The sequence below is a fragment of the Pseudomonas sp. ZT5P21 genome (assembly GCF_054897785.1).
On sequence record NZ_CM142705.1, the window covers coordinates 2491694 to 2516392 of the forward strand.

A 24699-nucleotide genomic window follows, 5' to 3' on the forward strand; every position below is an offset into this window, starting at 1 on the left:
AGTGACATGAAAGACAAGGTAACGCACGAGGCCCAGCCGCCTAAACGCCGGAAAGCAGCAGAACCCGCTGCTAAAAAGGGAAAGGCCTTACCCACTGCATCTCCCGCCGCTGTTGAAGCAAACCCGCCACGCCAACCCCGCATCCATGAAAAGGCCCGCTTGCGTACCCGCAACAGACTGCTGAGGGCCGCCCGCTCGGTGATGGGCCGCAAGGGCATCGAAGCCACCGCCATCAACGACATCACCGAGGAAGCCGAGTTGTCCTTCGGCTCTTTCTACAACTACTTCTCCAGCAAAGAAGAAGTCGCCCGCGCGGTCTTCATCGAAGACGCCATGCTGATGATCGAGGCGCTGGATGCGGCAACCTCGCCAGAGGCCGGCATCGCCGAAAGAGTTGGGGTCAACATTCGTAGAACCATCCACCGCGGTCTTACCGATCCGGTCTGGGGCTGGTTTCTGGTGCACTCGGTGTACAGCATCAACGACATGATATCGACCATGGGGAACCCCTTGGCCCGGGACATTCTCACAGGCAACAACTCCAAGGCCTTCGACGTCGTCGATATCACCTCAACCGTCGACTGCATCATTGGCGGCATGCTTTACCTGCTGCGCAAGATCCTCGAAGGGGAGCGCCCAGCGAGTGCGGTGGAGAGCATGGTGCAGTACATCCTTCGCGGCCTCGGCGTTCCTCATGATGAAGTAGAGCGGATTATCCAGATCGATCTCGCGCGGCCAACGTTGTCCGAGTTGCCATAGCGGGCCTATTCAGACTGGAAGCACTCGGCGTCCTTTCGCCAGTCAGCGCAGTTAACATATCCGCCGCGCAACGAAATGCTGCCATCACTCATCGCGTTTCACACCTGGTTGCTGGAACAAATATGATCGGTCAGCGACTGCCTGCTTTTGACCGTTTACTGCCTCCCGCGAAGGGCAGTTCCCGACCCACAGTCGCTGAATCGGGTGGACAAAAAACATTGCCCACCAATCCTCATCCAGGCCACCTCGCTAAGGGCATAGAGTTTCAAGCGCTCACTGATGTGCACTCGATCCAATCCGAGTATCCAGGGCCGTCAATACTTCATGGGCGGCTTTCACCTTCGCAGGGAGGGGATAGTTCTTGTTCGCCAGCGTCACGATGCCCATGCCCTTGGCTGGAACAAAGGCCACGTAAGCGCCGAAACCGTCCGTCATGCCTGGCTTGTTAATGAGCACGTTATCCTGCGGCGGCAGCGGAGGGTTGAGCCGGGTAATTTCATGGGCCTCAAGGATCATTGGGTACGAGTTGCCCGCGAGCAAGCGGTCGAGCTCTATTGGATATGGGTAAAACTCCCATCCCAAGCCTTGCGTCATATCTGCGACCTTATAGTAGCCTGTATGCGTTGCAGTGATCGCACGTTGCAGAGGCTCATCCAGATCCACCTCCTGCATGTTTGCCTCGACGAAATGAATCATGTCCGCCGAGCTGGATGTCACGCCATAACCCTCGGCATACAGAACACCTGGGACCATCCTGGACGGCACGCCCTCTTTGCTATAGCCGTACGCGTAAAGACTCATCTGCGCTTGAGGGACCCTGACGTAACTTTGCTTCAGGCCGAGCATCGGAAACAGTTTCTTTTCCAGTAGATCTTCGAAAGGCTCCCCCATGCTCTCGGCGGTCAGAAAGCCGAGCAGACCGATGCTCGGGTTCGAGTAGAGCCTCATTGTTCCGGCGGCATAGTTCGGTTGCCAGTTTTTAAAATAACCGATCATTGTTTCGTGACTGTCCACATCGCCCGGAAACCGCAGCGGCAGACCGCCGGCCGTGTAGGTTCCAAGATCGAGCAGGCTGATGTTGTCGAGGCTGCTGCCACGCAGCGAAGGCAGGTATTGGCTTGCGGGATCAGACAGGGAAAGCTTTCCGGTTTCCTGCGCGTAGGATGCGAGGGTCGCCGTGAAGATTTTACTAATCGAGCCGATCTCAAAAATTGTCTGCTCGGTGACCTTCGGCCTCCCTTCCTCCATGGAGATAACGCCGTAGTTAAAGTAATACTGCTTCCCATGGAGTGTTACGGCCACCGCCATGCCAGGAATGCCATACTCTTGCATAACCGGTCGGATAGCCGCGTCCACGACAGCCCTGAGCCTGTTTTCTACATCATCTCCAGCGACGCAGCTACCTGCGCCGAGGAAAAATGCGATAACGGCAAAGCCACCCAGCCTGGCCAGAGTCATTCCGTACATGATTGAAAGATCCTCTATGACTATTGAACAACAGTGGAACTCTTGATCTTCATGATCGACAAAAAACTCTACCAACTATTCTTTTTTGGTGAAGAGAAACGTACGGAGGCATTAATTACGTCCGCATCAGCGCTCGTATCCAATATATCCATCAGAATATTAGAATCCATTGTCAGCCTCGTCAGCCTACTAACAACGGCTTTACCTGGAACGATTAATAATTATTTGAAGTCGCACCACCATAATATCTACCGACAACTCAACCTCACGCACATATATTCAAAGCGTATTTGCTTGTCGGCTTGATATTAGCCCACCAATATCGACACATTAGAATCAATGGTACTATTTATTATAGTTAATGGCCGTAAGCCAATAAAATAGGCGCAAACTTCACGCTGCGCCGGGCCCAAGGCGGCCTATCGATGCCCTGAATTTGCCATAAACCTTCTTATCCTCAGCAGAGGTAACGGAGATCGCACTGGTAGCTTTCCGTAGCCGACGCCTCCCGCTCATAGGGCTATACAAATCGCACGACTAACTGATTTCGGCCGAGGCTGTGTGAAAATGTTTCCGAGCGCCGGCAGTATCTTAAATTGGGCATTATCCGATTGAGTGATGGTTGCATGGTTCTTCCCTGAGTATTGTCGAGAGACCGCTTCTGGCCGAAAGCTACCTGTCTCTACGGCAGCAAATCGAAAGTTCTGCACCAGTCTTAGTCACGAAGTGTGCTACTCAATTCCATGCAATCGTTTCATCAGATTCAATGCTGGTTTACGGCTTTACCCAAACCGTTCCGGCGAGCACGCAAGAAAATTCCTGTATTTCTGAAGTGGTGTGTTGGCCTGCGGTGATATTTGGCGGCAAGCGCCATCGACTACTGCCTGTATGTAGGGCGAAAAGATTCGATCATCCAACAACACACTTCGGCAATCCACGTACCTCTCTGCTAGGTAAAGTAATTATCGAAAGTTTTGCACCGAAATGATGCAAAAAATTTAAAAAAAACATTAGAGAAACGTTTAAGCAGTCATATATCCTCGCGATAATGGCTATGAGGCATCACGGCCTGAGGGCAGCTCCTCAGATACCCGAACACTAGAGCAGCGTGCCCCTGCAAGGAATGAAATGAGTAAATTTCTCGGTAATCTTAGCGTCAACCTCAAGCTGGGCCTGGGATTTGGCCTGGTTTTGGCCTTAACCACCGTCCTGGCTTTAGCCGGCTGGACCAGCGTGGACAAACTGGTGTGGCGCAGCGACCGAATGGGCGATATCACCCAGTTGAACACGTTGCTGAGCAAAACACGCGAGTCCCGTCTGCAATACCTACTGTCCAATGGCGATGAAGGCGCCGCCCAGAACGTGCAAACCAACCTGGATGCGTTCATCGCCCAGCAGCAAAAACTGATCAAAGCGTTTACTCGCCCGGAGAACCTCAAGCTGCTCAAGGAACAAGCGGTCATTATCAGCAACTTCCAGCAATCGCTGAATAAAATGCGCGACGCGTATCGCGCCGTAAACAACGCACGGCAGGCCATGATTAGTAACGCCGAAGCAGCCGGTAAGCAGATCACGACGATTCACAACAGCGTGCTGCAATTACCTCCGGGCGACGCGGATCGTTTCGAACGTTTTCAGACCATTAGCCGCGCCAAGGAACAGTTGCTGCTGACCCGTAACGAAGTTAGCGCTTACACCGCAAACAGCACTCCGGATACGGAGCAGAAGGCTGTCAAGCAACTGAATGAAGCGATTGACGGCCTGAAACAGCTTAGTGAGTATTTCAGTGCTACCCAGCAGGACGCGTTGCGCCAGTTCGAAAGTGCCCTAGGCAACTACCGCACGGCCTTGCAGGACTATAAAACCGCTGGCAACGTCGTTACCCTGGCGAGCAAAGAAATGGTCGACCAGGGGCTCGATTTATTGACCCGCAGTGACGGCCTGTACCAGTTACAACTGGACAGCCGCGCCAGCGAAATCGCCCAGACTCGCACGTTGCTGTTCGGCAGCACCTTATTGGCCTTGTTGTTTGGCATTCTGGCCGCCGTCATCATCACTCGCCAGATCACCCGTCCGATCCGCGAAACCCTCGGCGTCGTCGAACGCATTGCGGCTGGCGACCTCACCCAGAACCTGGTGGTCACCCGCCGCGATGAGCTGGGCGTGCTGCAACAAGGTATCCAGCACATGGGTGAGACCCTGCGCAACCTCATCGGCGGTGTTCGCAACGGCGTGACACAGATCGCTAGCGCTGCGGAGGAGCTGTCGGCCGTCACCGAACAAACCAGCGTCGGGGTCAATAACCAGAAAGTCGAGACCGATCAGGTCGCTACTGCCATGCACGAAATGACCGCCACCGTGCAGGACGTCACGCGCAATGCCGATCAGGCCTCGCAAGCCGCCACAACGGCCGATGGCGAGGCTCGCGAAGGCAACAAAGTCGTGGGGGAAGCGATTGTGCAGATCGAACGCCTGGCTGAGGAAGTGGTGCGCTCTACCGAGGCTATGACCCTCTTGCAGCAGGAAAGCAACAAAATCGGTAGTGTCATGGACGTGATCAAGGCCGTGGCCGAGCAGACCAACCTGTTGGCCCTCAACGCCGCCATCGAAGCCGCCCGTGCCGGTGAGGCCGGTCGCGGTTTTGCCGTGGTCGCCGACGAAGTTCGCGGTCTGGCCCAGCGCACCCAGAAGTCCACCGAGGAAATTGAAGGGCTGGTCGCCGGTTTGCAGAGTGGCACCCAGCAGGTGGCCAGCATCATGAGCAACAGCCGCAGCCTGACCGACAGCAGCGTGGCGTTGACTCGCAAGGCCGGTGTCTCACTGGGAAACATCACCCGTACCGTATCAAACATCCAATCGATGAATCAGCAAATCGCGGCCGCCGCCGAGCAACAAAGCACCGTGGCTGACGAAATCAGCCGCAGCATCATCAATGTGCGCGACGTCTCTGAGCAGACCGCTGCCGCCAGCGACGAAACCGCTGCCTCAAGCGTCGCGCTGGCACGGCTGGGCACCCAGCTGCAAGTGATGGTCAGCCATTTCAAGGTCTGATCAAGCAAGGTCGCTCCCACGCTTTGAATGGGAGCGATCATCTGATTCGACTGGCTGCTTTTGGCTGAGGCTGTGTAAAAACGTTTTAGCGCAGGGTTGAGGTACAGAACCAAAATCGCGTTTCTACGCAAATTTGAGGTCTGGCTGGGTCACCAAGGACTGGCAGATTTTACGTAGCAACGCAGACTTTAAAACGGTGCCTACGTTTTTTACACAGCCTGAGCCGAAAGCGGACAAGAGTTATGCCGCGGAATAAAGATGCCAGATCTTTTTAGAGTTGAACAAAATACGGGCGCCTTTAGCGCCCGTTTTCATTCAAGCCTTCGTCTGCGCTCGCAATCGCCGACCAATCACATCCATCAAGTCACACCCATCGCGCAACGGAATGTCCAGCAATTTTGAAAAGTCCGACAGCACCACAGTGTCGCAACCGATCTCAGCACGAAAGGCGATGTTTTCGAGCACCTGCGTAACCGTTCGAATGCGGTAATCAGCTGCCGCTTGCAGAACGTCGAGTGGGGCTTGGGTGTCGATGAGCAGGGAGGCCGGGATCAGGTCGATTCCGGTGAGGGGCATGTATCTTTCCATAGTTGTAACTCCGATCAAGGCAAAGGTTGACTGCCCCTCAATCGTCGCCAAACGAATGGGTGACAGCTGTACGCAGGTTGGCGAACCGGGATCGGGAAACCGGCAGACCCGAAGGTCTCCCGCGCACAGCTGCCATAAAACAGCTTTGCGGGCATGCAAAAGCGACTGCATTAAAGCACAGCGCTTTTACATCCGACCGATCAGGTCGCCAAACCCGAATCGCCATTTTGGGCGACGGGGCTGACTATAAGCTTCATCAGAACGGCGGGGAAGGTGACGGATTCCGAGGTTTGTGTAGGAATTTTTATGCCGTCCTAGGACCAATAATCAACGTTTCTGAATTGATCGAAACAGCGCCAAAAGTTTCACCCAACTCTGTTCATCCCCACTAACGCTATCCTCTAGAATCCCGACCCCGCAGCCGAGCTGGACGTCCACCCAATGCAAACCCCGACCACCCAACACCCCCTCTGGAAAACTTACCTCTTATTCCTGGCCCCAATGGTCCTCTCCAACTTCCTCCAATCCCTGTCGGGCACCGTCAACAGCATCTATATCGGCCAGATGCTCGGCACCCAAGCGCTGGCCGCCGTCTCTGGCATGTTCCCCATCGTATTCTTCTTCATCGCCCTGGTCATCGGCCTCGGCGCGGGTGCGGGTGTGCTCATCGGTCAAGCCTGGGGCGCCCGGGAGCCGCATTTGGTAAAGGCCATCGCCGCGACGACTTTGCTGTTGGGCGCCTTCATCGGTTTGGCGGCGGCGATATTGGGCAGCGTGTTCGCACGACCAGCGTTACAGGGTTTGGGCACGCCGGCGGACGTCCTGGACGACGCCGTCGCTTACGCCCGCGTGATGATGTGGATCATGCCGTCGCTGCTGGTGTACGTGCTATTCACCCAATTGCTGCGCGGGGTGAGCGATACGGTGTCGCCGCTGGTGGCGTTGGTGGTGTCGACGTGTATCGGGTTGGCGTTGACGCCGGTGTTGATTCGGGGTTGGTTCGGGTTGCCGATGTTGGGGATTCAGAGTGCGGCGTATGCGGGGTTGGTGGGGAACCTGGCGGCGATGGGGTGGTTGGCGTGGCGGTTGATTCGGCGGGGGCATCCGTTGGCGCCGGATCGGGAGATGTTTGCGGCGATGCGGCTGGATCGGGTGATTCTCGGCAAGGTGTTGCGCATCGGGGTGCCGACCGGGTTGCAGATGGTGGTGTTGTCGGTGTCGGAACTGGTAATTCTGGCGCTGGTGAATCAGCACGGTTCGCAGGCGACGGCGGCGTATGGGGCGGTGACGCAGATCGTCAATTACGTGCAGTTTCCGGCGTTGTCGATTGCGATCACCGCGTCGATTCTTGGGGCTCAGGCGATTGGGGCAGGGCGCATCGAGCGCATCGGGCCGATTCTGCGCACGGGGTTGTTGATCAATGTGTGCCTGACCGGTGGCCTGGTGGTGTTGGGTTACCTGTTGTCGCACTGGCTGCTGGGGTTGTTTCTCACGGACAATTCGACCCGGGCGAAGGCCGAGTATCTGTTGCACATCATGCTCTGGAGTCTGTTGGTGTTCGGCTTTCAGGCGATCATCGGCGGGATCATGCGCGCCAGCGGTACGGCGTTGGTGCCGATGGCGATTTCGATTGTGTGCGTGCTCGGGGTGCAGTTGCCGGTGGCGTATGCGCTGAACGGGCAGTTTGGGTTGCAGGGTGTGTGGATGGCGTTTCCGGTGGCGTACCTGGGAATGTTGGTATTGCAGACGCTGTATTACAAACGGGTTTGGAAGCACCAGAAGATCGAGCGGTTGGTGTAGATTGGATCCTGGTGTTTCAATCGTGAAACATAATAAGTATGACTGTTTTAATGCTAGATACGAGTGGATCTCTATTGCACTTTTCGTTAGTGACATAACAACTAGTGGATCCAATAGAGGGATTTCCAACTTCATGTAATTCACGAGGCCAGTTAGTGCGCGGCTTTCGGGCAAGTTGAATATTCGGCATCAAGGCGAGTTGCATCTTCGGAATTAACCGTTTGTCGGTACTCTGATCAAAAAATGAACATTTGAGCTTCGATGCCCTCTGATACTTCAGCACGTCACCATGACCTGCTCCTGCACCCGCAGAAAAAGAAGTGGAAATTGAACCTCATATGCATTGAATGCAAATGAGGATTTTTGTACCTGAAATTCAGGAGCCAACACCTAGCCGGTTGTGTATTTGCCACGCAAATCAATCGGTTCAGCCGTGCCAGGTCGCTGATTTGGCTTGTCTTGTATCAGTCGGATCGCACGGGGATATTAACTTGATTAATGCCCCGCCAAACTAATGGTCTGAACTGTAGAAACAGTTGGAGATATTACCGTGACAATAAATACAATTATGAGCCTGATTGAAAACAAAGAATGCATGGAATTTGTACGGTTGGGTGTTGTTTATGCTCACCTGGTCGCTTGTTGTGTTGCCATTGGTTTGGTGTTGACCAGTGATATTGCGATGGTCAAGAATTTATTGAAGGGTAAGGTGTTCTCGGAGCACGATAATGCTCATCTGGAAAGTCTCCAGACGTCTGTGGTGGTTGCATTAGTTGCATTGTGGGTAACCGGCATTGCAATCGTGGGCATTGATTATCTTGAAAAAGGAGTTCAATACTTTATGAATCCAAAACTTCAAGCCAAAGTGATCATTGTCATGCTGCTGACTTACAACGGCATCTTGTTGCATCGCCTCGTGTTGCCTGCAATGCAAAAGGCCGGCTCGCTGCTCCAGCTCGGTTTTAGCGCACGGATGCTGGCGCTGTTTTGCGGTTCACTGTCGGCAGTGTCCTGGATGTATGCCGCCTTGCTGGGCGTCGGACGCCCGCTGGCCTGGAAGTATTCGCTTTCCGAACTGTTGATGGCGTATCCGCTGTTGATTGCACTGGGTTTCCTGTCAATGCTGGTATTGACTCAGCGAGTGAAACAGCAGCACTACGCTGTGGTGCCTCAGCGGACCGTTGCGAGTGCTTGCTAGGCTTTAACCTTCGTTGAGCTTCCCAGAAAAAAGAGGGCCGCCCCTGACAGGGTGGCTCTTTTTTTATGCGCGTTGAAGTTGAGGGCGCTCGGGTAGCGCAGTTACCGTTCGTCGGCGAAGCGCCCTACGAGCTATTGACACGAATCCGGCTCTGCGTGAATATTAATAAATCGCATACGATACAATCGAATACGATGTTAAATCTAACTTATCGCACCGCAGAGGATTCACCCCCATGAGCAAGATCGAAAAAGTCCTGGCCACCGGAAAAACCCACACCACCGCCAGCGCTACCGGCACCACCTCGCGCGGCCACAACGGCAGCCTCGACATCACCCTGTCGACGCCGGGCAATGCCAAGCCAGCCCATGTGTTCGCCGCGACCCAGCCACACCCGGCTGCCGAGCAACTGTTCGCCGGTGCATGGTCGGCTTGCTACACCGCAGCGGTCGGTCTGGTGGCCAATGACTTGAACGTGGTGCTGCCCGCAGACTTTTCCGTCGATATAGAAGTCGATCTGGGCCAGACCGGTGATGCTTACTTCCTTCAGGCGCGGTTGACCCTGCGCGTGCCCGGTCTGGCGCATGACATCGCGACGACACTGGCGCACACCGCCGATCAGATCTGTCCGTACTCCAAAGCTACACGCGGCAATATTGATGTGGCCCTGAACGTCATCACCGCTTAATTAGTATCAATCAAGTCGCATGCGATAAAAGCGTATGCGTTAACAATCTGAACTATTGAGAGAATCATCATGAGCAAGATCGAAAAAGTACTGGCCACCGGCAAAACCCACACCAGCCTTAGCGCCGCCGGCACCACGTCGCGCGGCCATAACGGCAACCTCGATATCGTGCTGTCCTCGCCCGGCAATCCAAAACCGGTGCATGAGTTCACGAACGCCGTGCCACACCCGACCGCCGAGCAATTGTTTGCCGGCGCCTGGTCGGCCTGCTACTCCGCTGCCGTCGCGTTGGTGGCCAAGGGGCTGAACGTGACACTTCCGGCCGATACGTCGGTGGACATTGAAGTCGACTTGGGGCAGACCGGTCAGGCTTATTTCATTCAGGCTCGATTAACCCTGCGCGTTCCGGGTCTGCCGCAAGAAGTCGCCACCCAGCTGGCGCACGACGCCGACCAGATCTGCCCGTACTCGAAAGCCACACGGGGCAACATCGACGTCGCGCTGAACGCCATCGTTGAGTGATGCGCCGCATGGCCGGCCGACTGCGCGAAGCGGGTCGGACCGGCCGCCGGCCTTGATGATCGCAACCGTGTCACTTCCGACACTGTCGCGTACGACGTATAGTCTGGCGCTTGCGAACCATCAGTTTCTGGCCCAATGAGGATGCCCATGAAAACCACTGTCGAGGTAGACCCCGCCGACCTGAAACTCGCCGACTTCCTGTGTTTCGCGGTTTATTCCGCCAACCTGGCCTTTGGCAAGGCCTACAAACCGCTGCTCGAACAACTCGGCCTGACTTACACGCAATACATCACTCTGGTTGTGCTTTGGGAAGCAGACGATCAAACCGTCGGCAGCCTGGGCGAAAAGCTGTTTCTGGAATCCAACACGCTCACGCCGATTTTGAAGAAGCTGGAGGCGATGGGTTATCTGCAACGCCAGCGCGACCCCGAGGACGAGCGGCAAGTGCGGATCAAACTGACCAGGCAAGGCCGTGAGCTGCGCGAAAACCACCCGGAATCAGGACTCGCCGACGCCACGGGGCTGACGCCGGATGAATTCGTGGTACTGCAAAAGTCGGTGGTGAAGCTGCGCAACAACCTTCTCAAATCGGTGAAAGCCACCGACTGACAATAGAGTATCGCCGAGGCAGACCATGCACCCTCGATTTCCGCGTTCCGCCGCCTGCATTGTCGCACTTACCTTAGGCGCGTTGTCTTGCGCCGATGCCGTCGAATACACGCAGGTCAATACCACCGCCAGCACGCTTTCCTTCACATACAAGCAGTTCAGTTCGCGGGTTTACGGCACGTTCCGCACATTCGAAGGCACGCTCGATTTCGACACCGCGAACCCTTCAGCGGCCCACGCCACACTCACGATCCAGCTCGACAGCATCGATGCCGGCAGCCGTGACGCCAACGAGGAACTGCAAAAGCCAGCCTGGTTTGACACGGCGAAATCGCCGGTGGCGACGTTTGAATCGACCGGTGTGAAATCGCTGGGTAACAACCGCTACTCGATCACCGGCAAACTCACGCTCAGGGGTATGACACGCGTGGTGGAAGTGCCCGTGCTGCTGAAGGCCGAGAACGCCGTCGGTATCTTCGATGGCCAGCTGACACTCAAACGCAGCGATTTCAAAGTAGGCGAGGGCGAGTGGGCGGACACGGTGGTTTCCGACGATATCAACATCCGCTTCCGGATGGTTGCGCCGCAGCAATAGTGCTCGTCAGGAGCGCGTGGCGTTGGAGCGGGAGGAGGGGTTCAAAGCTACCGTTTAGAAGTGTTGCCGCTGGCCCTTTCGCGAGCATCCAGCATGGCTGCCAACTGGCACACCACCTTCGGCCCCGTCAGCACGTTATGATAGGCACGCCCGCGAATACACTCTTTACGTCCGCCCTAGAGTCAGAGCCTCAATGCCCCAGATCACCCACTTCAAAACCCCGTGCCCCGAGCACTTCTCCAGCCAGATCCTGCAGATGGTCGTCGACAACCTGACCGACATCAGCATGGTCGCCATCCCGCCGAGCAACCTGTTGTACAACGTGTATCAATACGCGATCGGCTATGAAGTTCACCTCTATCTGGAGGCGCTGAGCGGGGCGAAAGGGATTGCGGTGGAGTTGATTGTCGCGACGGACGTGGATGATCCGGAAACGGTCATCGGCTTCTTGTTGTACCTGCCGGTCAAGGACGATCCAGAGGCGTGTGGCGTCGCGTACATGGCCGTGCAGCCCAGCCATCGGCGCCAAGGCGTGGCGCGCAAGATGCTGAGGGAAATGGTCGGTCGCTACCCGCATGCCGAGCTGACCTGCGCGGTTGCCAAGGTGCCATGGTTTGAATGGATGGGCTTTCAGGTGATCGGTGCGCGCGGCACTCAAGTGCTGATGAACACCCGCGATCATCGCTCCGACGGCTTGATGGGGCTGCTGGATGTGGCATCAATCTACAGCTCGCTGGAGGTGCGGCAGATTCATACGTATCTGCTGCAAAAGCACGGCAAGCGCGCGATGCTCGACGCGGAGAAACAGCGTGACCGGCATCTGGACCAACTGACATACAAGGCCAATGAGTTTGTCCGTGAACGTAGGGGGCAACTCGGTTAACTGTGGGAGCGGGCTTGCTCCGGGCGGCGTTCCGACGAAGGCGGTGTGACAGGCAACATCAATACTGGATGGGACGGCCTCTTCACGAGCAAACCCGCTTCCACAGAGAGAAATGCATTGTCTTTCAGAAAACACAAAGCCCGGTCAGATGCCGGGCTTTTTCTCGTCTGTCATCGTGCACTTAAAAAAGAGCCTCAACGCTCTTTGATGGGGAGGTAGTAGAGCCCTTGAGGCTCAAGATGCACGTGAAACAAGCGGTGAGCTTGGTAGGGGTTCAGATCACTCACCACCTACGCAACCGCTTGAGTTGAGCAAACAAACAGCTGCGTACATTCATCGTAGGAAGATGGGGTTTGGCCCTCAAGTACCGCTAGTCGCCTCCCTGCCAGCCCTGCAACGCGCACTTCTTTGCACCATTGCGACGACGGTTTCGAACAACTCGTCCTGTGCCTGCGCGGCGCTGACTTCGCCTGTCGCGGCGGCGTGGGACAAGGCTTCCGCCGCACCGAGCATGGCCCGTAATCCGGCGGCGCTGATCTCACCCGTACCGGCGAAGGGCGTGAGGGCGGTTCGACATTTGTTCAGAAAGATCGCTTCGTACTCGCGCTTGATTTTCTCCAGTTCCGGCGAGCTGGCCAGCGCCGCGATCACGCCGGAAATTTCGTTGCCCTGCAGCAACACGCAGTCCACGTAAGACGAGGCGATCACCCTGGCGGTGCCGTCCAGTGTCGGTTCGCTGCTCTGCAGTGCCGCATCCATGACCGCTGTCTGCCGCGCATCGAAGTCTTGATAGAGCGCCGCCAACAATCCGGAACGCGTCGTGAAGTGGTCGTACACCACCGGTTTGGTGATCCCGGCCTGCTCGGCGAGCCGCCCCAGTGTCAGCGCGTCGGTGCCTTCTTCCCGAACGAGCTGCCAGGCGACGTCCAGCAACTGGCGTTGGCGGTCTTCCCGGGACAGGCGACGTCGTGGTTGCGGGATGGAATCTTGTGCAATTGTTTTGGTGGTTGACACGGCTATGTACCAAAAGTAACTTACTGATCGTAACTTACCAAGAGTATATAAGGTCCGCCTTGTGCTCTCAATCAGGAGTTTGCGCCATGCATGTGCTCATTGTTGTCGCTCATCACAATCCCCGTTCGCTCACCCACAGCCTGGCGGCTCGGGTCGCTGAAGGTGTGATTGCTAGCGATCCCGATAACACCGTAGAACTCGTCGATCTGTCGGCTGAAGGATTCGATCCGAGGTTCAGCGCCGCGGACCTGGCGGTGCATCACCAAGAAGCATCGCCGCCTGCCGATGTGTTCGCCGAACAAGCGCGAATCGACCGGGCTGATCATCTGGTGCTGGTCTATCCGGTCTACTGGTGGTCGATGCCGGCGCTGCTCAAAGGCTGGATTGATCGGGTATTTTCCAACGGCTGGGCCTTCGATTTCACTGCCGACAAGCTGGAAAAGAAGCTCGGCCATCTGCGGGTTCACCTGATCGGGGTGGGCGGTGCCGACGCGGGCACCTATGCCCGACACGGTTATTCCGAGGCGATGAAAACGCAGATCGACCACGGTATTTTCGATTACTGCGGGGCGCAGGTGCTGACGTCCGAATTGCTGCTCGAGTCGGAAATCCAGGATCCGACCGCGCATCTGGATGCCGCACGAGCCTTGGGTCGCCAGCTCCTGACGGCATCGAGCCCCCCCGATCCCGTTACGCCTGCTCGCCCGGCCAGCCAGCCCGACGCAATGCGTTAAGTAATGTTGGCATTGAGCGGGCCGGGTTCCAGTTGGCCGAACTGGAGGTTCAGATCGCGGGCACGTGGTTTCATTGTTCTCTCATCTCAATTCGTGGCAGAAAAATACTCAGGCTTGGACACTGACCCTGTGGGAGCGGGCTTGCTCGCGAAGGGAGCGACGCGGTCTTACTGCCGGAACACCAACGCCTTCAACCCGCACTCGATATCCGCATCCGGAAACTCCGGCGGATTCTCCAGCCGTTGCTCAAAACGGAGGCTTGGCGCTTCACGCATCACGCCCTCGATGAGGAAATCCGCACCGAACGCCGGGTCGTTCATGCAGGCCAGCACCGTGCCCTGAGCACTCAACAATTCCGGCAACCGACGCAGCACGCGCTGGTAATCCTTGGTCAGCAAAAAGCTGCCTTTCTGAAACGACGGCGGGTCGATGATCACCAGATCGTACGGGCCCTTGCCGATCACCTTGCCCCAGGACTTGAACAGGTCATGGCCGAGAAAACTCACCTTGCTCAGGTCGTGGCCGTTGAGCCGGTGATTGTCGCGGCCACGGTTCAGGGCCGGGCTGGACATGTCAAGGTTGACCACGTGTTCCGCGCCACCCTCGATGGCCGCCACGGAAAAACCGCAGGTGTAGGCGAACAGGTTCAACACCCGCTTGCCCTGTGCATTGGCGCGCACCCAATCGCGACCATAGCGCATGTCGAGGAACAGCCCGGTGTTCTGCTTGCGGCCCAGGTCCACGCGATAGCGCAGGCCACCCTCGGTGATGGTCATGTCCTCGATCACGTCCCCGACCAGCCATTCGGTAGTGCTTTGCAGCAGATAACGATGCTGCAGCGCCAAGGTGTGCGCGCCGGATTGCGTCCATTCGGGTGACCGGGTGATTTCCATCAATCGCTGATTCAACGCTTCCAGCTGCGCCGCTTCCGGCTCCTTGAACAACGATACCAAAACCACGCCTTGCAGCCAGTCGACGGTCAACTGCTCCAGCCCGGGCCAGCATCGGCCACGACCGTGGAACAGTCGACGGGTTTCTGCGGGAGCCGTTTCCAATGCGGTCAGCAGATGATCGTGGAGGGTAGCGAGCGCGTTTGAATTCATCGGGTGAGGTCGGCCATTTGAGGGGGCGGCATTTTAACCACAATTGCGCGACCCCTGTGGGAGCGAGCTTGCTCGCGATTGCGGTCTGTCAGCCAATACCAATGTTGAATGTCATGCCCCCATCGCGAGCAAGCCCGCTCCCACAGGGTTAACTGGTAGTTATCACGGTTAATTTAACTTTGCGTGAGGATTTGGCGATCTCTCGGCTCCCATACTCGGCTCCAACGATCAACCGCCGGGAGCCGATCATGTCGTCGTCACCTGCTTCATCCCATCCACGCTGGCTACGGCTCACCCATTGGCTGAACGCCTTGGCGGTGCTGGTCATGGTTACTAGCGGCTGGCGCATCTACAACGCATCCCCGCTTTACGACTTCAGTTTCCCAAAAGGCATCACGCTGGGTGGCTGGCTCGGAGGCGCGCTGCAATGGCATTTCGCAGCGATGTGGTTTCTCGCCATCAATGGGCTCGTCTACCTGATCATCAACCTCGTCAGTGGCCGTCTCTCACGACGGTTTTTCCCGGTCTCGCCGAAAGGTGTTTTGCATGACCTGGGCGCCGCATTGCGCGGGCGGCTAGGGCATGCCGACTTGAGTCATTACAACCAGGTGCAACGACTGGCTTACCTGTTCGTGATGGTCGACATCATGCTGCTGGTGGTCTCCGGGCTGGTGTTGTGGAAGCCCGTCCAGTTTCCGTTGTTGCGTGAATTACTGGGCGACTATGAAGCGGCGCGGCACGTGCATTTCATTGCGATGGCGCTGTTGACGGCCTTCGTTGCGGTGCATCTGGTGATGGTCGCGCTCGCTCCAAAAACGCTGCTGGCCATGATTTTCGGTCGCAAGGAGCCCCTATGAAAAAGCGCATCGAAGGTCTGGATGAGTCATCCATCCTGAAAGACGCCCGTAAAATCATTGCCCCGCAAATCGAAGACCGCTCACGCCGCTCGTTCCTGATGCGCAGTCTGACCCTCGGTGGCGTGGCCATGTTGTCCGGTTGCAACATCACCGATAACGAAAGTGTCGAGAGCGCGCTGTCGTCCATGTCGCGGTTCAACGATCGGGTGCAGGGCTGGCTGTTCAACCCCAATGCACTGGCGCCTACCTATCCGGCGTCGATGATCACCCGGCCGTTTCCCTTCAACGCGTTTTACGGCATTGACGAGGCACCTATCGTCGAGGAAGAAAGCTATCGGCTGGAAGTCACCGGACGGGTCGCCGACAAGCGCAGCTGGCGCCTTGAAGAGCTGCGCACCATGGCGCAGAACGAGCAGATCACCCGGCATATTTGTGTAGAAGGCTGGAGCGCAATCGGGCGCTGGGGCGGCGTACGGTTCAGTGACTTTCTGAAACGGATCGGCGCCGACACTGATGCCAAATATGTCGGCTTCAAATGCGCCGACGATTACTACACCAGCATCGACATGGCCACCGCGCTGCACTCGCAAACTTTGCTGGCGCTGACCTATGACGGCGCGGTGCTGCCGCGCGAATACGGCTTCCCGATGAAGCTGCGCATGCCCACCAAGCTCGGCTACAAAAATCCCAAACACATCCAGGCGATTTTCGTCAGCAACACCTACAGCGGCGGCTACTGGGAAGACCAGGGCTACAACTGGTTCGGTGGCAGCTGACATCGCCAGGCAACTGCAACGCGCAGCTCACGCTGCGACCATTCGCAACCTGTGCTTCAAGGAGTTTCATCATGAAAAAGCTGACCACCGTTGTTCTGTCCATGTGCCTCGCCGTGGGCGCTGCCAGCGTGTTTGCCGCCGAAGCTACCAACGGCATGAGCAATGACAGCATGAGCAAAGATTCGATGTCCAAAGACGCCATGAAAAAAGACACGATGAAAAAGGACGCCATGAGCAAGGACACGATGAAGAAAGACACCATGTCCAAGGACGGGATGAAGAAAGACGCGATGTCCAAGGACGACATGAAAAAAGACAACACGTCGCAATAAGCCAGGTTCTCTGTAGGAGCAGAACTTGGTCGCGAATGCGGTGTATCAGGACCGTTGATGTCGGCTGACACTCCGTCTTCGCGAGCAAGCTCTGGCTCCTACAGGGTGCACTCGACGGCAATACGCATGCGGCGGTGCTGAGGGTGGCCGAGAATGGCGCCGATCTGATGTTGCAGGACGCCTGATTTTGTCGACTCCCTGTATCAAAAATGAATTTCCGCGAAGCCCGCTGCTCATACCTGTAAGCAGCGGATTTGAGCCCGCGCATTCATTAGGCAATCAGGGAGTGACAAAGTCATGTGTCCAGTGTCGACGGCGGGCGAGCACCTTCCTGGCGGGTTGATTCTTGTGGTTGAAGATGACCCGCTGATCCTGGAGTTTCTCTGTGAAATTCTTCAGGAGGAGGGTTTTTTAGTTGAGCCGCACCCCAGCGCGGATGCTGCGGCAGGTTACCTGGAGCAGCACGCAGACAAAGTGAAACTGCTGCTGACGGACATCACCATGCCCGGCAAACTCAATGGCGCGGACCTGGCCAATCAATTCGGTGACCGCTGGCCCGACAAGCCGATCATGATCATGTCTGGCTTCGAAACGCCGGAAACTTCAGGGGTGAGGCATGAGGTTTCGTTCATCAAGAAACCCTGGGCGCTTGGGCAATTGCTGGATTGCCTGGAAGGTGCATTGAAGTCGAAGAGGGTGGGTTGAAAACAGGCGATGTCTGAGCCTGGCGACCTCGCAAATGCTACATTGCCCGGCGTAACCCGCCCGGCACTTGCAAAGGACGCTCATCCTTGTCAGCTCAACATCGCGTTTTCAACAAGCCTTATCGCGCCTTTCTGTTTGATATGGACGGCACGGTCCTCAATTCCATCGCCGCCGCTGAGCGCATCTGGACCACTTGGGCCTTGCGCCACGGGGTGGATGTCGAGTCTTTCCTGCCGACCATTCATGGTGTCCGAGCCATCGACACCGTCAACCGCCAGGCCCTGCCGGGTGTCGATGCCGAGGCCGAAGCGGCATGGATTACCCAGGCGGAAATCAATGACGTCGAGGGGATTGTCGAGGTGGCCAGGGCGGCGGATTTCCTGGCGTCGTTGCCGGCCAATCAGTGGGCCATCGTGACGTCTGCACCCCGAGCATTGGCACTTCGACGGATGGCGGCGGCGGGGATTCCCGAACCTGCTGTGATGGTGACGGCGGAAGATGTCAGCGTTGGCAAACCCGATCCTGCGGGTTATCGATTGGCAGCGCGACGGTTGGGCGTCGAAGTGGGCGATTGCCTGATCTTCGAAGATGCCACGGTGGGTATTCTCGCGGCGGAGGCGGCGGGGGCAGACCTTGTGATCATCACATCGACCCACGTACATCCGGTCGAAACTTCCCATGCAACGATGGTCAGTTATGACTCGGTCAAAACAACCCTGGATTCCCACGGCCATCTGCGCCTCCACACAATCTAAAAGTGGGAACGGGCTCGCCCGCGCCCACATTAAATTTGGTGATTGCTCATAACGTCGGCAACTCACTTCGGGCGTTGCGCCGAATCACCTGCGGCGGTTGCCCGAACGCCCGAAGAAACGCTTCCCGCATACGCCGCCGATCTCTGAAGCCGGATTCGGTGGCGATCTGATCAAGGGTCAGTCGTCCGCGTTCCAGCATTTGCCGGGCGGCTTCCAGGCGCAGGTTTTCGATGGCCCTGGCCGGCGACTGGCCGGTTTCAGCGCGAAACGCCCGGCTGAACTGGCGCGGGCTGAGGCGCGCGACGTCTGCCATTTGTTCTACCGACAACGCCTCAGCGAGGTGTTCCCTGGCATAACCGAGCACAGTCTGAATGCGGTCGGATTTCGGCTGCAGATCCAGCAGCGCCGAATGCTGGGACTGACCGCCCGCGCGCCGCTGGTACATCACCAATTTCTGCGCCACGGAGCGGGCGAGTTCGGCGCCATGATCCTTTTCGACCATCGCCAGCGCCAGGTCGATACCGGCCGTCATCCCGGCTGAAGTCCAGATTGATCCATCAACCACGTAAATGCGATCCTCTTCCACCTTGATTGACGGAAACCGTGCTTGCAGTTCCCGCGCATAGGCCCAGTGCGTGGTCGCCCGCCGTCCCTCGAGCAAACCGGCCTGGGCCAGGACGAACGCCCCGGAGCAAATCGACGCCGTGCGCCGCGCGGTTTTAACGTTGGCGCGCAAGTAGTCCAGCACGCCCTCGGGCGCCTGCTCGAGAATGGCATCGCCGCCGACCACGATCACCGTATCGAACACCCGTTCATCGAACGCCTCGGTGCCGACACTCAACCCGCCGGAAGCGCGCAAGGTTCGGCCATCCTCGGACAGCACGCTTACTTCGTAAAGCGCTTCACCAGCGCTGAAGTTGGCGTACTCGAATACCGGCATGGCTGCCAGCGCCATGGACTGGAAACCCTCAAACACCACAAACGCCACGGAAGTCATTGTCAGGCCCTCAAAAGGACGTGTCCTAAATGAGTACTTTAAACGTCATTTGAGACAAGCGTGAGTGCATTTATAACTGTTCACACCCGGCGAACCTCTCGCCTCACTGTGAAGGAAACTGAACATGGCTCTCTCATCCAAAGGCACCGCCCTGATCACAGGCGCTTCTTCCGGCATCGGCGCGGTCTACGCCGACCGTCTCGCGCGTCAGGGGTACGACCTGATTCTGGTCGCCCGCAGCCAGGCGAAACTGAACGCCTTGGCCAATCACCTGAGCAACGAAACCGGGCGCGCCGTAGAAGTCGTCGCTGCCGATCTGAAAGACAAGGCCGATCTGCATCGGGTCGAAGGGATTCTGCGCACGGACGCTAGCATCACCTTGCTGGTCAACAACGCCGGGGTCGGCGCTGTCATGCCGTTGCTGGGCAGCCCGGTGGATGACATGGAAGACATGATCACCCTTAACGTCACCGCACTGATGCGTCTTGCCTACGCGGTGGCGCCCGGGTTTGTTGCCCGTGGCAACGGCACCGTGATCAACATCTCCTCAATCGTTGCGATTGCACCTGAGATTCTCAATGGCGTGTACGGCGGGACTAAGGCGTTCGTTCTGGGGTTGAGCCAATCCATGCACCACGAACTGGCCGACAAAGGCATCCGCATTCAGGCTGTACTGCCTGGCGCCACCGCCACCGATTTCTGGAGCGAGGCCGGCAACCCGGTGGAAAATCTGCCGCAGGAGATCGTCATGACCGCCGAGGATATGGTCGATGCCGCGCTGAAAGGGCTTGCGAAGGGAGAAGTGGTGACTATTCCCGGCCTGCACGACGAAGAGCAGTGGGACCGATATGAAGCCCAGCGCAAAAACCTGTCGGGCCTGTTCGGAAACTCCGCGGCAGCGCCGCGTTACCGCTGAGGAGTGGGCTGAAGCGAAGCAGGGCCGGCAACGCTCTCCAGTGTTACGAGCCCTACCTCGCCGGGCTCAGCTTCATTGCCCCGCGGTAGCGCCGTCCTGGACCAGAATGGCTCTGGCCAGTTCTTCGTCGCTGGCGTCAAGGCCGGGATTGTCCTGGCGGATCTGCTTCATGACCGACTCCAGATACACGCCGCGAATCGCACCGCCACTGGCCACGAAGCTGGAGGCGTCATCCCGGGCGGGGATCATGAGTTTGTCGTCCTTGAACGTCGAGTACAGCGAAGCAGAAAGCCCCGCCGAGGTGGCCACATCGCCCGCATCCACTTTCGCGAAAGTCGAACCGAAGGGTAAGCACAACACAAGGGAGGAGATGATGGTCAGACGGCGCATGACGGTGTTCCTCTGAAAGCGTAAAGCGGAAAGGAAGTACCACATAATTTTGGATTCGCGTCGACCGTCAAGAGTTCCTTGGACCGAGCGTTTGCACAAATCCTGAACGCCGCCGCCAAGGCCAATGACGCCAGCGTCGAGCACATCAGCGAGCAGCGACGTTTTGAGCGACCGATAATCAGCGACTGCGCTGCCCCGCGTCACGAGGACTATGCTTGGCAGTGTGCCCATCGCAATGGGAGACCTCTGATGATCAACGTACGCACTGCCCGCATGCTGGCCGATTACAAACGCTGGGCCGATCAGCGGCTCTTCGACAGCCTGGCCGATTTGCCGCCGGGCGAGGTCAACAAAACGCGGGTTTCGGTGTTCAAGAACATGATCGGCACCCTGAACCATATCTACGTGGTGGACTGCATCTGGAAGGCCCATCTCGAAGGCCGGGGACACGGCTTCAAGACCTCGCACGATCTGCTGCATCCCGACCTGGCCGATCTGCGCATGGCGCAAAAGGACATCGATCACTGGTACTGCGACTGGAGCGAACGGCAGACCGAAGTATCACTGGATAAACCCGTCGAGTTCACGTTTGTTTCGGGAGAGCGCGGCACCATGAGCGCCGGCGCGATGCTGATGCACGTGGTCAATCACGCCAGTTATCACCGTGGCTGGGTGATCCAGATGTATTTCGACATTCCGGCCATGCCGCCGATGACCGATATGCCGATCTACCTGCGCGAAACCGATCCTGCCTTCAATGCCCTCAAAGCACCGAAAGCGGCGCCGACATGTGTTGCGCAATTCTCGAGCGCAACCAACGTTCTGCCGGATCGTTATCGTTGACCCCGTTCCAGACCATCGACAGTTCGGACAGGTTGATGTCAAACGGCGGGTCGTCGGCCCGGAGTTGGCTGCTGCCTTCGATCAGCGCACACGCGGCGTAATCCGGCACCGTGGCGAGCATGTCGGTACCGGCCAGCAAAGCGCGCAGCCCGGCGAACTGCGGCACCGCCAGCACCACGCGGCGTGAGCGGCCAATACGCGCCAGATCGTTGTCGATAGCGCCGGTCAGGTCCCCGGAAAACGACACCAGTGCATGAGGCCGGTCGCAGTAATCATCCAGCGTAAGGGTGCCGGGACGATTGTCTCCGCGCAGGATCTTCACGCTCAAGTCCCGCAGTTTCTTGCGCTTGGCGTTGGCCGGCAGTTCGGTTGTGTAGCTGATCCCGACGGAAATCTCGCCGCTGGCGAGCATCGACGACATCAGCAGGAAATTCACCCTCCGCACCACCACCACGACGTTCTGCGCCTCTTCGCGGATTTGCTTGAGCAGCGGTGGAAACAGGCCAAACTCGGCGTCGTCGGACAGACCGATGCGAAACACGTCGCGGCTGGTGGACGGGTCGAAATCCTTGGCCCGGCTGACCGCGCCGGAAATGGTGTCCATCGCCGGTTGCAGCTCTTTAAGAATCTGTAGTGCGCGCTGGGTTGGCTCCAGCGCACGACCGTTGCGCACCAGCAGCGGGTCGTCGAACAGATCGCGCAACTTGGCCAATGAAGCGCTGACGGCGGGCTGGCCGAGGAACAGCTTTTCCCCGGCCCGGGTCAGGTTCTTTTCGAACATCAGGGTTTCGAAAACCACCAACAGGTTCATGTCCACGCGGCGCAGGTCGTTGCGGTTCATGGCGGGGCTACTCGCAGGGGGTCGGGGTCTGTTCAGTAAAGCACCAAACCCTGACCCTGCGATGGCGGCCAGCAGGTCGGCCGATTTCATCAGTCACTGCAAAATACTGTGGGAGCGAGCCTGCTCGCGAAGGCGGGGTATCAGACAACAACAATGTCGACTGACACACCGCTTTCGCGAGCAGGCTCGCTTCCACATGTACTGCGTTTAGCTGAAGGGCATCGGGATCACCCGCTTTTTTGTGTGACCGAACCCGGCTCGGTCAGCACTTTCCTGAACGTCTCCACCAACGGCCGCAAATTGATCCGGTGCCACGCCGCCCACAGGGGTCTGGTGAAGGAAATCCACGGCACTTCCCGCAGCACCACGCCCGGCGGTGCGTTGCGGCTCAAGCCTTTCTGAATCATGGCTATGCCCAGTTCCGAGGCCACCAGAGCCATTGCAGTGAATGGACCGGTAGCTTCCATGCGGATGTCTGGGGTGAAGCCGGCGCGGATGCATGCGCTGACGAAGTCTTGACGGCTGTTGACATTCTGGTGGTGTTGCACGCCGATCCATTCCTGATTGGCGAGGTCGGCCGGGGTCAATGTTGTCTGGTTAGCCAGTGGATGATGCTCAGGCAATGCCAGCAGCATCGGGTCGTCCAGTACCTGGAAACCCAGCAGGTCCGGGTCGTCATCGGTCGGCGGTTCGCTGACAAGGGCAATATCCAGACTACGCTGACGCAGGCCTTCGAGTTGTTCGGCGGAACGGAGGTTGTACAGCGCGACGTGCACATTCGGCCGTTCGACCCGCAGCACGCGCAGGGCATTCGGCAACACGCCGGCGTGCATGGCGTTTTCGATGTAGCCAATGCACAAGCCGCCTTCTTCGCCGCGACCGAGGCGTTTGCCGAGGGATTCGAGGCGATTGGCGTGGGTCAGCAGGGCGCGGGTTTCGGCGAGGAAGGTCTGGCCGTCGCGGGTCAGGCGAATGCGCTGCTGGCTGCGTTCGAACAGGGTCAAGCCCAGGCGTTCCTCGAGCTGGGCGATTTGCCGGCTCAGCGGCGATTGGGAAATGTGCAGGCGTTCGGCGGCGCGACCGACGTGTTCTTCTTCGGCGACGGCAACGAAGTAGCGCAATTGGCGGATGTCGATCATGTAAGACCTATAGGGACTCAAGTGCTGCACATTATGTCTTGGACGGTCCGACCCCGGCAATCCATGATGGGCTCATCGGTCATTTGAACTGACCACTGACATGAAGAGGAAAATATCCATGAGCTTGAAAGACAAACTGCCCGGCACGCTGGGTTTCGGCACCGCCCCACTGGGAAACATGTTCCGCGCCATCCCGGAAGAAGAGGCGATGGCCACCGTGCACGCCGCCTGGGATGCCGGCGTGCGTTATTTCGATACCGCGCCGTTTTACGGTTCGGGCTTGTCGGAAATTCGACTTGGCGCCGCACTGGCCCAATACAACCGTGACGACTACGTGCTGAGCAGCAAGGTCGGTCGGGTGATTCTCGACGAAGTCGAAGAGGCCGCTGCCCGTAATCTGGGTGAGAAGAGTGGGGTGTTTGAACACGGTCGCCCGAACAAGATCGTCAACGACTACAGTGCCGACGCGACGATGCGTTCCATCGAAGACAGCCTCAAACGCCTGCAAACCGATCGCCTGGACATCGTTTGGGTGCACGACATCGCTCAGGATTTCTACGGCGATCAATGGCTGGAATACTTCAACCAGGCCCGCACCGGCGCCTTCAAGGTATTGACCCGTTTGCGTGAAGAAGGCGTGATCAAGGGCTGGGGCCTGGGTGTGAACAAGGTCGAGCCTTGCGAGTTGACCCTTGATCTGACCGAAGCCCAACCGGACGGTTTTCTGCTGGCGGGCCGCTACACGCTGCTGGATCACGACCGTGCCCTGCAACGTTTGATGGACGCTGCCTTGGCGCAGAACGTCGAGATCGTCGTCGGCGGTCCTTACAGCTCGGGCATTCTGGCCGGCGGCGCGCACTTCGAATACCAGAAGGCGAGCCCGGCGATCATCCATAAAGTCGAGCAGATCAAACGCATCGTCGCCGCTCACGGTGTCGACATCAAGGCCGCTGCGTTGCATTTCTCCCTGGCTAACCCGGCGGTCGCGGCGGTGATCCCCGGTTCCAGTCGTCCGGACCGGATTGCTGAAGATGTGGCTGCGTTGTCGGCGGTCATTCCCGCTGCTTTCTGGCAAGCGATGCGTGAAGCGAAGCTAGTGTCTGAACGCGCTCCACTGCCTGTCACAGGAGTTTGAAC

Annotated in this window: 26 protein-coding genes and 2 pseudogenes; 20 read left to right on the forward strand and 8 right to left on the reverse strand. The window is 57.7% G+C overall.

The window, feature by feature from the left end; translation table 11 throughout:
- Positions 1 to 6 precede the first annotated feature (6 nt).
- Together ACYZT9_RS11605 and ACYZT9_RS11610 are read left to right on the forward strand one after the other, a co-directional pair.
- Entirely contained in the window at positions 7 to 759 is a 753-nt protein-coding gene (locus tag ACYZT9_RS11605) for a TetR/AcrR family transcriptional regulator (protein ID WP_462009897.1), read from the forward strand.
- A gap of 36 nt (positions 760 to 795) precedes the next feature.
- Positions 796 to 885: pseudogene (locus ACYZT9_RS11610) on the forward strand (LysR substrate-binding domain-containing protein); the annotation flags it as partial.
- 147 nt (positions 886 to 1032) lie between these two features.
- Here ACYZT9_RS11610 and ampC read toward each other — a convergent pair.
- The gene (gene ampC, locus ACYZT9_RS11615; RefSeq protein WP_462010204.1) at positions 1033 to 2217 is read right to left on the reverse strand and encodes a class C beta-lactamase; all 1185 of its coding nucleotides are present in this window, start codon (positions 2215 to 2217) and stop codon (positions 1033 to 1035) included.
- A gap of 1272 nt (positions 2218 to 3489) precedes the next feature.
- Here ampC and ACYZT9_RS11620 point away from each other — a divergent pair.
- A pseudogene (locus tag ACYZT9_RS11620) lies at positions 3490 to 4371 on the forward strand (methyl-accepting chemotaxis protein); the annotation flags it as partial.
- A gap of 201 nt (positions 4372 to 4572) precedes the next feature.
- Positions 4573 to 5277, forward strand: coding sequence for a methyl-accepting chemotaxis protein (locus ACYZT9_RS11625; RefSeq protein ID WP_462010205.1), 705 nt, complete (start codon positions 4573 to 4575; stop codon positions 5275 to 5277).
- Between the two features lie 315 nt (positions 5278 to 5592).
- On the opposite strand, the gene ACYZT9_RS11630 is transcribed toward ACYZT9_RS11625, so the two are convergent.
- The gene (locus tag ACYZT9_RS11630) at positions 5593 to 5865 is read right to left on the reverse strand and encodes a hypothetical protein (RefSeq protein ID WP_462010206.1); all 273 of its coding nucleotides are present in this window, start codon (positions 5863 to 5865) and stop codon (positions 5593 to 5595) included.
- Between the two features lie 441 nt (positions 5866 to 6306).
- Here ACYZT9_RS11630 and ACYZT9_RS11635 point away from each other — a divergent pair, with 441 nt between their 5' ends.
- The 7 genes from ACYZT9_RS11635 to ACYZT9_RS11665 all read left to right on the forward strand — a co-directional run bounded on the left by ACYZT9_RS11635 (position 6307) and on the right by ACYZT9_RS11665 (position 12160).
- A complete protein-coding gene (locus ACYZT9_RS11635) occupies positions 6307 to 7665 on the forward strand; it encodes an MATE family efflux transporter (protein ID WP_462009898.1) in 1359 nt (452 codons plus the stop codon).
- 550 nt (positions 7666 to 8215) lie between these two features.
- Entirely contained in the window at positions 8216 to 8863 is a 648-nt protein-coding gene (locus tag ACYZT9_RS11640; RefSeq protein ID WP_462009899.1) for a hypothetical protein, read from the forward strand.
- Between the two features lie 235 nt (positions 8864 to 9098).
- Entirely contained in the window at positions 9099 to 9551 is a 453-nt protein-coding gene (locus ACYZT9_RS11645) for an Ohr family peroxiredoxin (RefSeq protein ID WP_462009900.1), read from the forward strand.
- A 69-nt stretch (positions 9552 to 9620) separates the two neighbouring features.
- Positions 9621 to 10073, forward strand: coding sequence for an Ohr family peroxiredoxin (locus ACYZT9_RS11650; protein WP_462009901.1), 453 nt, complete (start codon positions 9621 to 9623; stop codon positions 10071 to 10073).
- Between the two features lie 147 nt (positions 10074 to 10220).
- Entirely contained in the window at positions 10221 to 10682 is a 462-nt protein-coding gene (locus ACYZT9_RS11655) for a MarR family winged helix-turn-helix transcriptional regulator (RefSeq protein WP_462009902.1), read from the forward strand.
- A 25-nt stretch (positions 10683 to 10707) separates the two neighbouring features.
- Positions 10708 to 11277, forward strand: a complete 570-nt coding sequence (locus ACYZT9_RS11660) for a YceI family protein (protein ID WP_462009903.1) — start codon at positions 10708 to 10710, stop codon at positions 11275 to 11277.
- Positions 11278 to 11470: 193 nt separating this feature from the next.
- Entirely contained in the window at positions 11471 to 12160 is a 690-nt protein-coding gene (locus ACYZT9_RS11665; RefSeq protein WP_462009904.1) for a GNAT family N-acetyltransferase, read from the forward strand.
- Between the two features lie 360 nt (positions 12161 to 12520).
- Here ACYZT9_RS11665 and ACYZT9_RS11670 read toward each other — a convergent pair whose 3' ends face one another.
- Complete coding sequence (locus ACYZT9_RS11670) at positions 12521 to 13174, reverse strand: TetR/AcrR family transcriptional regulator (protein ID WP_462009905.1); 654 nt, start codon at positions 13172 to 13174, stop codon at positions 12521 to 12523.
- Positions 13175 to 13260: 86 nt separating this feature from the next.
- Here ACYZT9_RS11670 and ACYZT9_RS11675 point away from each other — a divergent pair, with 86 nt between their 5' ends.
- Positions 13261 to 13908, forward strand: a complete 648-nt coding sequence (locus tag ACYZT9_RS11675) for an NAD(P)H-dependent oxidoreductase (RefSeq protein WP_462009906.1) — start codon at positions 13261 to 13263, stop codon at positions 13906 to 13908.
- 167 nt (positions 13909 to 14075) lie between these two features.
- Here ACYZT9_RS11675 and ACYZT9_RS11680 read toward each other — a convergent pair whose 3' ends face one another.
- A complete protein-coding gene (locus tag ACYZT9_RS11680; protein WP_462009907.1) occupies positions 14076 to 15011 on the reverse strand; it encodes a class I SAM-dependent methyltransferase in 936 nt (311 codons plus the stop codon).
- A 248-nt stretch (positions 15012 to 15259) separates the two neighbouring features.
- On the opposite strand from ACYZT9_RS11680, the gene ACYZT9_RS11685 reads away from it, so the two are divergent.
- From ACYZT9_RS11685 to ACYZT9_RS11705, 5 genes are all read left to right on the forward strand, one after another.
- A complete protein-coding gene (locus ACYZT9_RS11685) occupies positions 15260 to 15868 on the forward strand; it encodes a cytochrome b/b6 domain-containing protein (protein WP_462009908.1) in 609 nt (202 codons plus the stop codon).
- Positions 15865 to 16644 carry a molybdopterin-dependent oxidoreductase gene (locus tag ACYZT9_RS11690; protein ID WP_462009909.1) on the forward strand — a complete coding sequence of 260 codons (780 nt, stop codon included), beginning with the start codon at positions 15865 to 15867 and terminating at the stop codon, positions 16642 to 16644. Before ACYZT9_RS11685 ends, ACYZT9_RS11690 begins: the two co-directional genes overlap by 4 nt.
- 71 nt (positions 16645 to 16715) lie before the next feature.
- Entirely contained in the window at positions 16716 to 16976 is a 261-nt protein-coding gene (locus ACYZT9_RS11695) for a pentapeptide MXKDX repeat protein (protein ID WP_462009910.1), read from the forward strand.
- A gap of 297 nt (positions 16977 to 17273) precedes the next feature.
- Entirely contained in the window at positions 17274 to 17681 is a 408-nt protein-coding gene (locus ACYZT9_RS11700; RefSeq protein ID WP_462009911.1) for a response regulator, read from the forward strand.
- Positions 17682 to 17767: 86 nt separating this feature from the next.
- On the forward strand, positions 17768 to 18436 hold the full coding sequence (locus tag ACYZT9_RS11705) for an HAD-IA family hydrolase (protein WP_462009912.1): 669 nt from the start codon (positions 17768 to 17770) through the stop codon (positions 18434 to 18436).
- 46 nt (positions 18437 to 18482) lie between these two features.
- On the opposite strand, the gene ACYZT9_RS11710 is transcribed toward ACYZT9_RS11705, so the two are convergent.
- Entirely contained in the window at positions 18483 to 19433 is a 951-nt protein-coding gene (locus tag ACYZT9_RS11710) for a GlxA family transcriptional regulator (RefSeq protein ID WP_462009913.1), read from the reverse strand.
- 124 nt (positions 19434 to 19557) lie between these two features.
- On the opposite strand from ACYZT9_RS11710, the gene ACYZT9_RS11715 reads away from it, so the two are divergent.
- The gene (locus ACYZT9_RS11715; RefSeq protein WP_462009914.1) at positions 19558 to 20349 is read left to right on the forward strand and encodes an SDR family NAD(P)-dependent oxidoreductase; all 792 of its coding nucleotides are present in this window, start codon (positions 19558 to 19560) and stop codon (positions 20347 to 20349) included.
- A gap of 72 nt (positions 20350 to 20421) precedes the next feature.
- On the opposite strand, the gene ACYZT9_RS11720 is transcribed toward ACYZT9_RS11715, so the two are convergent.
- Complete coding sequence (locus ACYZT9_RS11720; RefSeq protein WP_462009915.1) at positions 20422 to 20739, reverse strand: DUF2388 domain-containing protein; 318 nt, start codon at positions 20737 to 20739, stop codon at positions 20422 to 20424.
- A 249-nt stretch (positions 20740 to 20988) separates the two neighbouring features.
- Between ACYZT9_RS11720 and ACYZT9_RS11725 the strand changes: the two genes are divergently transcribed.
- Positions 20989 to 21582 (forward strand): DinB family protein, encoded by a 594-nt coding sequence (locus tag ACYZT9_RS11725; protein WP_462009916.1) that lies wholly within the window; start codon positions 20989 to 20991, stop codon positions 21580 to 21582.
- Here the strand turns inward: ACYZT9_RS11725 and ACYZT9_RS11730 are convergent.
- A complete protein-coding gene (locus tag ACYZT9_RS11730; RefSeq protein WP_462009917.1) occupies positions 21503 to 22423 on the reverse strand; it encodes a LysR substrate-binding domain-containing protein in 921 nt (306 codons plus the stop codon). The two genes, ACYZT9_RS11725 and ACYZT9_RS11730, sit on opposite strands and share 80 nt — an antisense overlap.
- Positions 22424 to 22650: 227 nt before the next feature.
- Complete coding sequence (locus ACYZT9_RS11735) at positions 22651 to 23562, reverse strand: LysR substrate-binding domain-containing protein (protein ID WP_462009918.1); 912 nt, start codon at positions 23560 to 23562, stop codon at positions 22651 to 22653.
- 118 nt (positions 23563 to 23680) lie between these two features.
- Between ACYZT9_RS11735 and ACYZT9_RS11740 the strand changes: the two genes are divergently transcribed.
- Positions 23681 to 24697 (forward strand): aldo/keto reductase, encoded by a 1017-nt coding sequence (locus tag ACYZT9_RS11740; RefSeq protein WP_462009919.1) that lies wholly within the window; start codon positions 23681 to 23683, stop codon positions 24695 to 24697.
- Positions 24698 to 24699 lie beyond the last annotated feature (2 nt).

Coding starts and splice junctions, on each gene's coding strand:
- ACYZT9_RS11730 (WP_462009917.1), bottom strand. CDS start 22,423: ATGAACCGCAACGACCTGCGCCGCGTGGACATGAACCTGTTGGTGGTT.
- ACYZT9_RS11660 (WP_462009903.1), top strand. CDS start 10,708: ATGCACCCTCGATTTCCGCGTTCCGCCGCCTGCATTGTCGCACTTACC.
- ACYZT9_RS11645 (WP_462009900.1), top strand. CDS start 9,099: ATGAGCAAGATCGAAAAAGTCCTGGCCACCGGAAAAACCCACACCACC.
- ACYZT9_RS11720 (WP_462009915.1), bottom strand. CDS start 20,739: ATGCGCCGTCTGACCATCATCTCCTCCCTTGTGTTGTGCTTACCCTTC.
- ACYZT9_RS11685 (WP_462009908.1), top strand. CDS start 15,260: ATGTCGTCGTCACCTGCTTCATCCCATCCACGCTGGCTACGGCTCACC.
- ACYZT9_RS11605 (WP_462009897.1), top strand. CDS start 7: ATGAAAGACAAGGTAACGCACGAGGCCCAGCCGCCTAAACGCCGGAAA.
- ACYZT9_RS11630 (WP_462010206.1), bottom strand. CDS start 5,865: ATGGAAAGATACATGCCCCTCACCGGAATCGACCTGATCCCGGCCTCC.
- ampC (WP_462010204.1), bottom strand. CDS start 2,217: ATGACTCTGGCCAGGCTGGGTGGCTTTGCCGTTATCGCATTTTTCCTC.
- ACYZT9_RS11690 (WP_462009909.1), top strand. CDS start 15,865: ATGAAAAAGCGCATCGAAGGTCTGGATGAGTCATCCATCCTGAAAGAC.
- ACYZT9_RS11665 (WP_462009904.1), top strand. CDS start 11,471: ATGCCCCAGATCACCCACTTCAAAACCCCGTGCCCCGAGCACTTCTCC.
- ACYZT9_RS11710 (WP_462009913.1), bottom strand. CDS start 19,433: ATGACTTCCGTGGCGTTTGTGGTGTTTGAGGGTTTCCAGTCCATGGCG.
- ACYZT9_RS11695 (WP_462009910.1), top strand. CDS start 16,716: ATGAAAAAGCTGACCACCGTTGTTCTGTCCATGTGCCTCGCCGTGGGC.
- ACYZT9_RS11700 (WP_462009911.1), top strand. CDS start 17,274: ATGTGTCCAGTGTCGACGGCGGGCGAGCACCTTCCTGGCGGGTTGATT.
- ACYZT9_RS11625 (WP_462010205.1), top strand. CDS start 4,573: ATGACCGCCACCGTGCAGGACGTCACGCGCAATGCCGATCAGGCCTCG.
- ACYZT9_RS11680 (WP_462009907.1), bottom strand. CDS start 15,011: ATGAATTCAAACGCGCTCGCTACCCTCCACGATCATCTGCTGACCGCA.
- ACYZT9_RS11655 (WP_462009902.1), top strand. CDS start 10,221: ATGAAAACCACTGTCGAGGTAGACCCCGCCGACCTGAAACTCGCCGAC.
- ACYZT9_RS11725 (WP_462009916.1), top strand. CDS start 20,989: ATGATCAACGTACGCACTGCCCGCATGCTGGCCGATTACAAACGCTGG.
- ACYZT9_RS11715 (WP_462009914.1), top strand. CDS start 19,558: ATGGCTCTCTCATCCAAAGGCACCGCCCTGATCACAGGCGCTTCTTCC.
- ACYZT9_RS11675 (WP_462009906.1), top strand. CDS start 13,261: ATGCATGTGCTCATTGTTGTCGCTCATCACAATCCCCGTTCGCTCACC.
- ACYZT9_RS11650 (WP_462009901.1), top strand. CDS start 9,621: ATGAGCAAGATCGAAAAAGTACTGGCCACCGGCAAAACCCACACCAGC.
- ACYZT9_RS11735 (WP_462009918.1), bottom strand. CDS start 23,562: ATGATCGACATCCGCCAATTGCGCTACTTCGTTGCCGTCGCCGAAGAA.
- ACYZT9_RS11740 (WP_462009919.1), top strand. CDS start 23,681: ATGAGCTTGAAAGACAAACTGCCCGGCACGCTGGGTTTCGGCACCGCC.
- ACYZT9_RS11635 (WP_462009898.1), top strand. CDS start 6,307: ATGCAAACCCCGACCACCCAACACCCCCTCTGGAAAACTTACCTCTTA.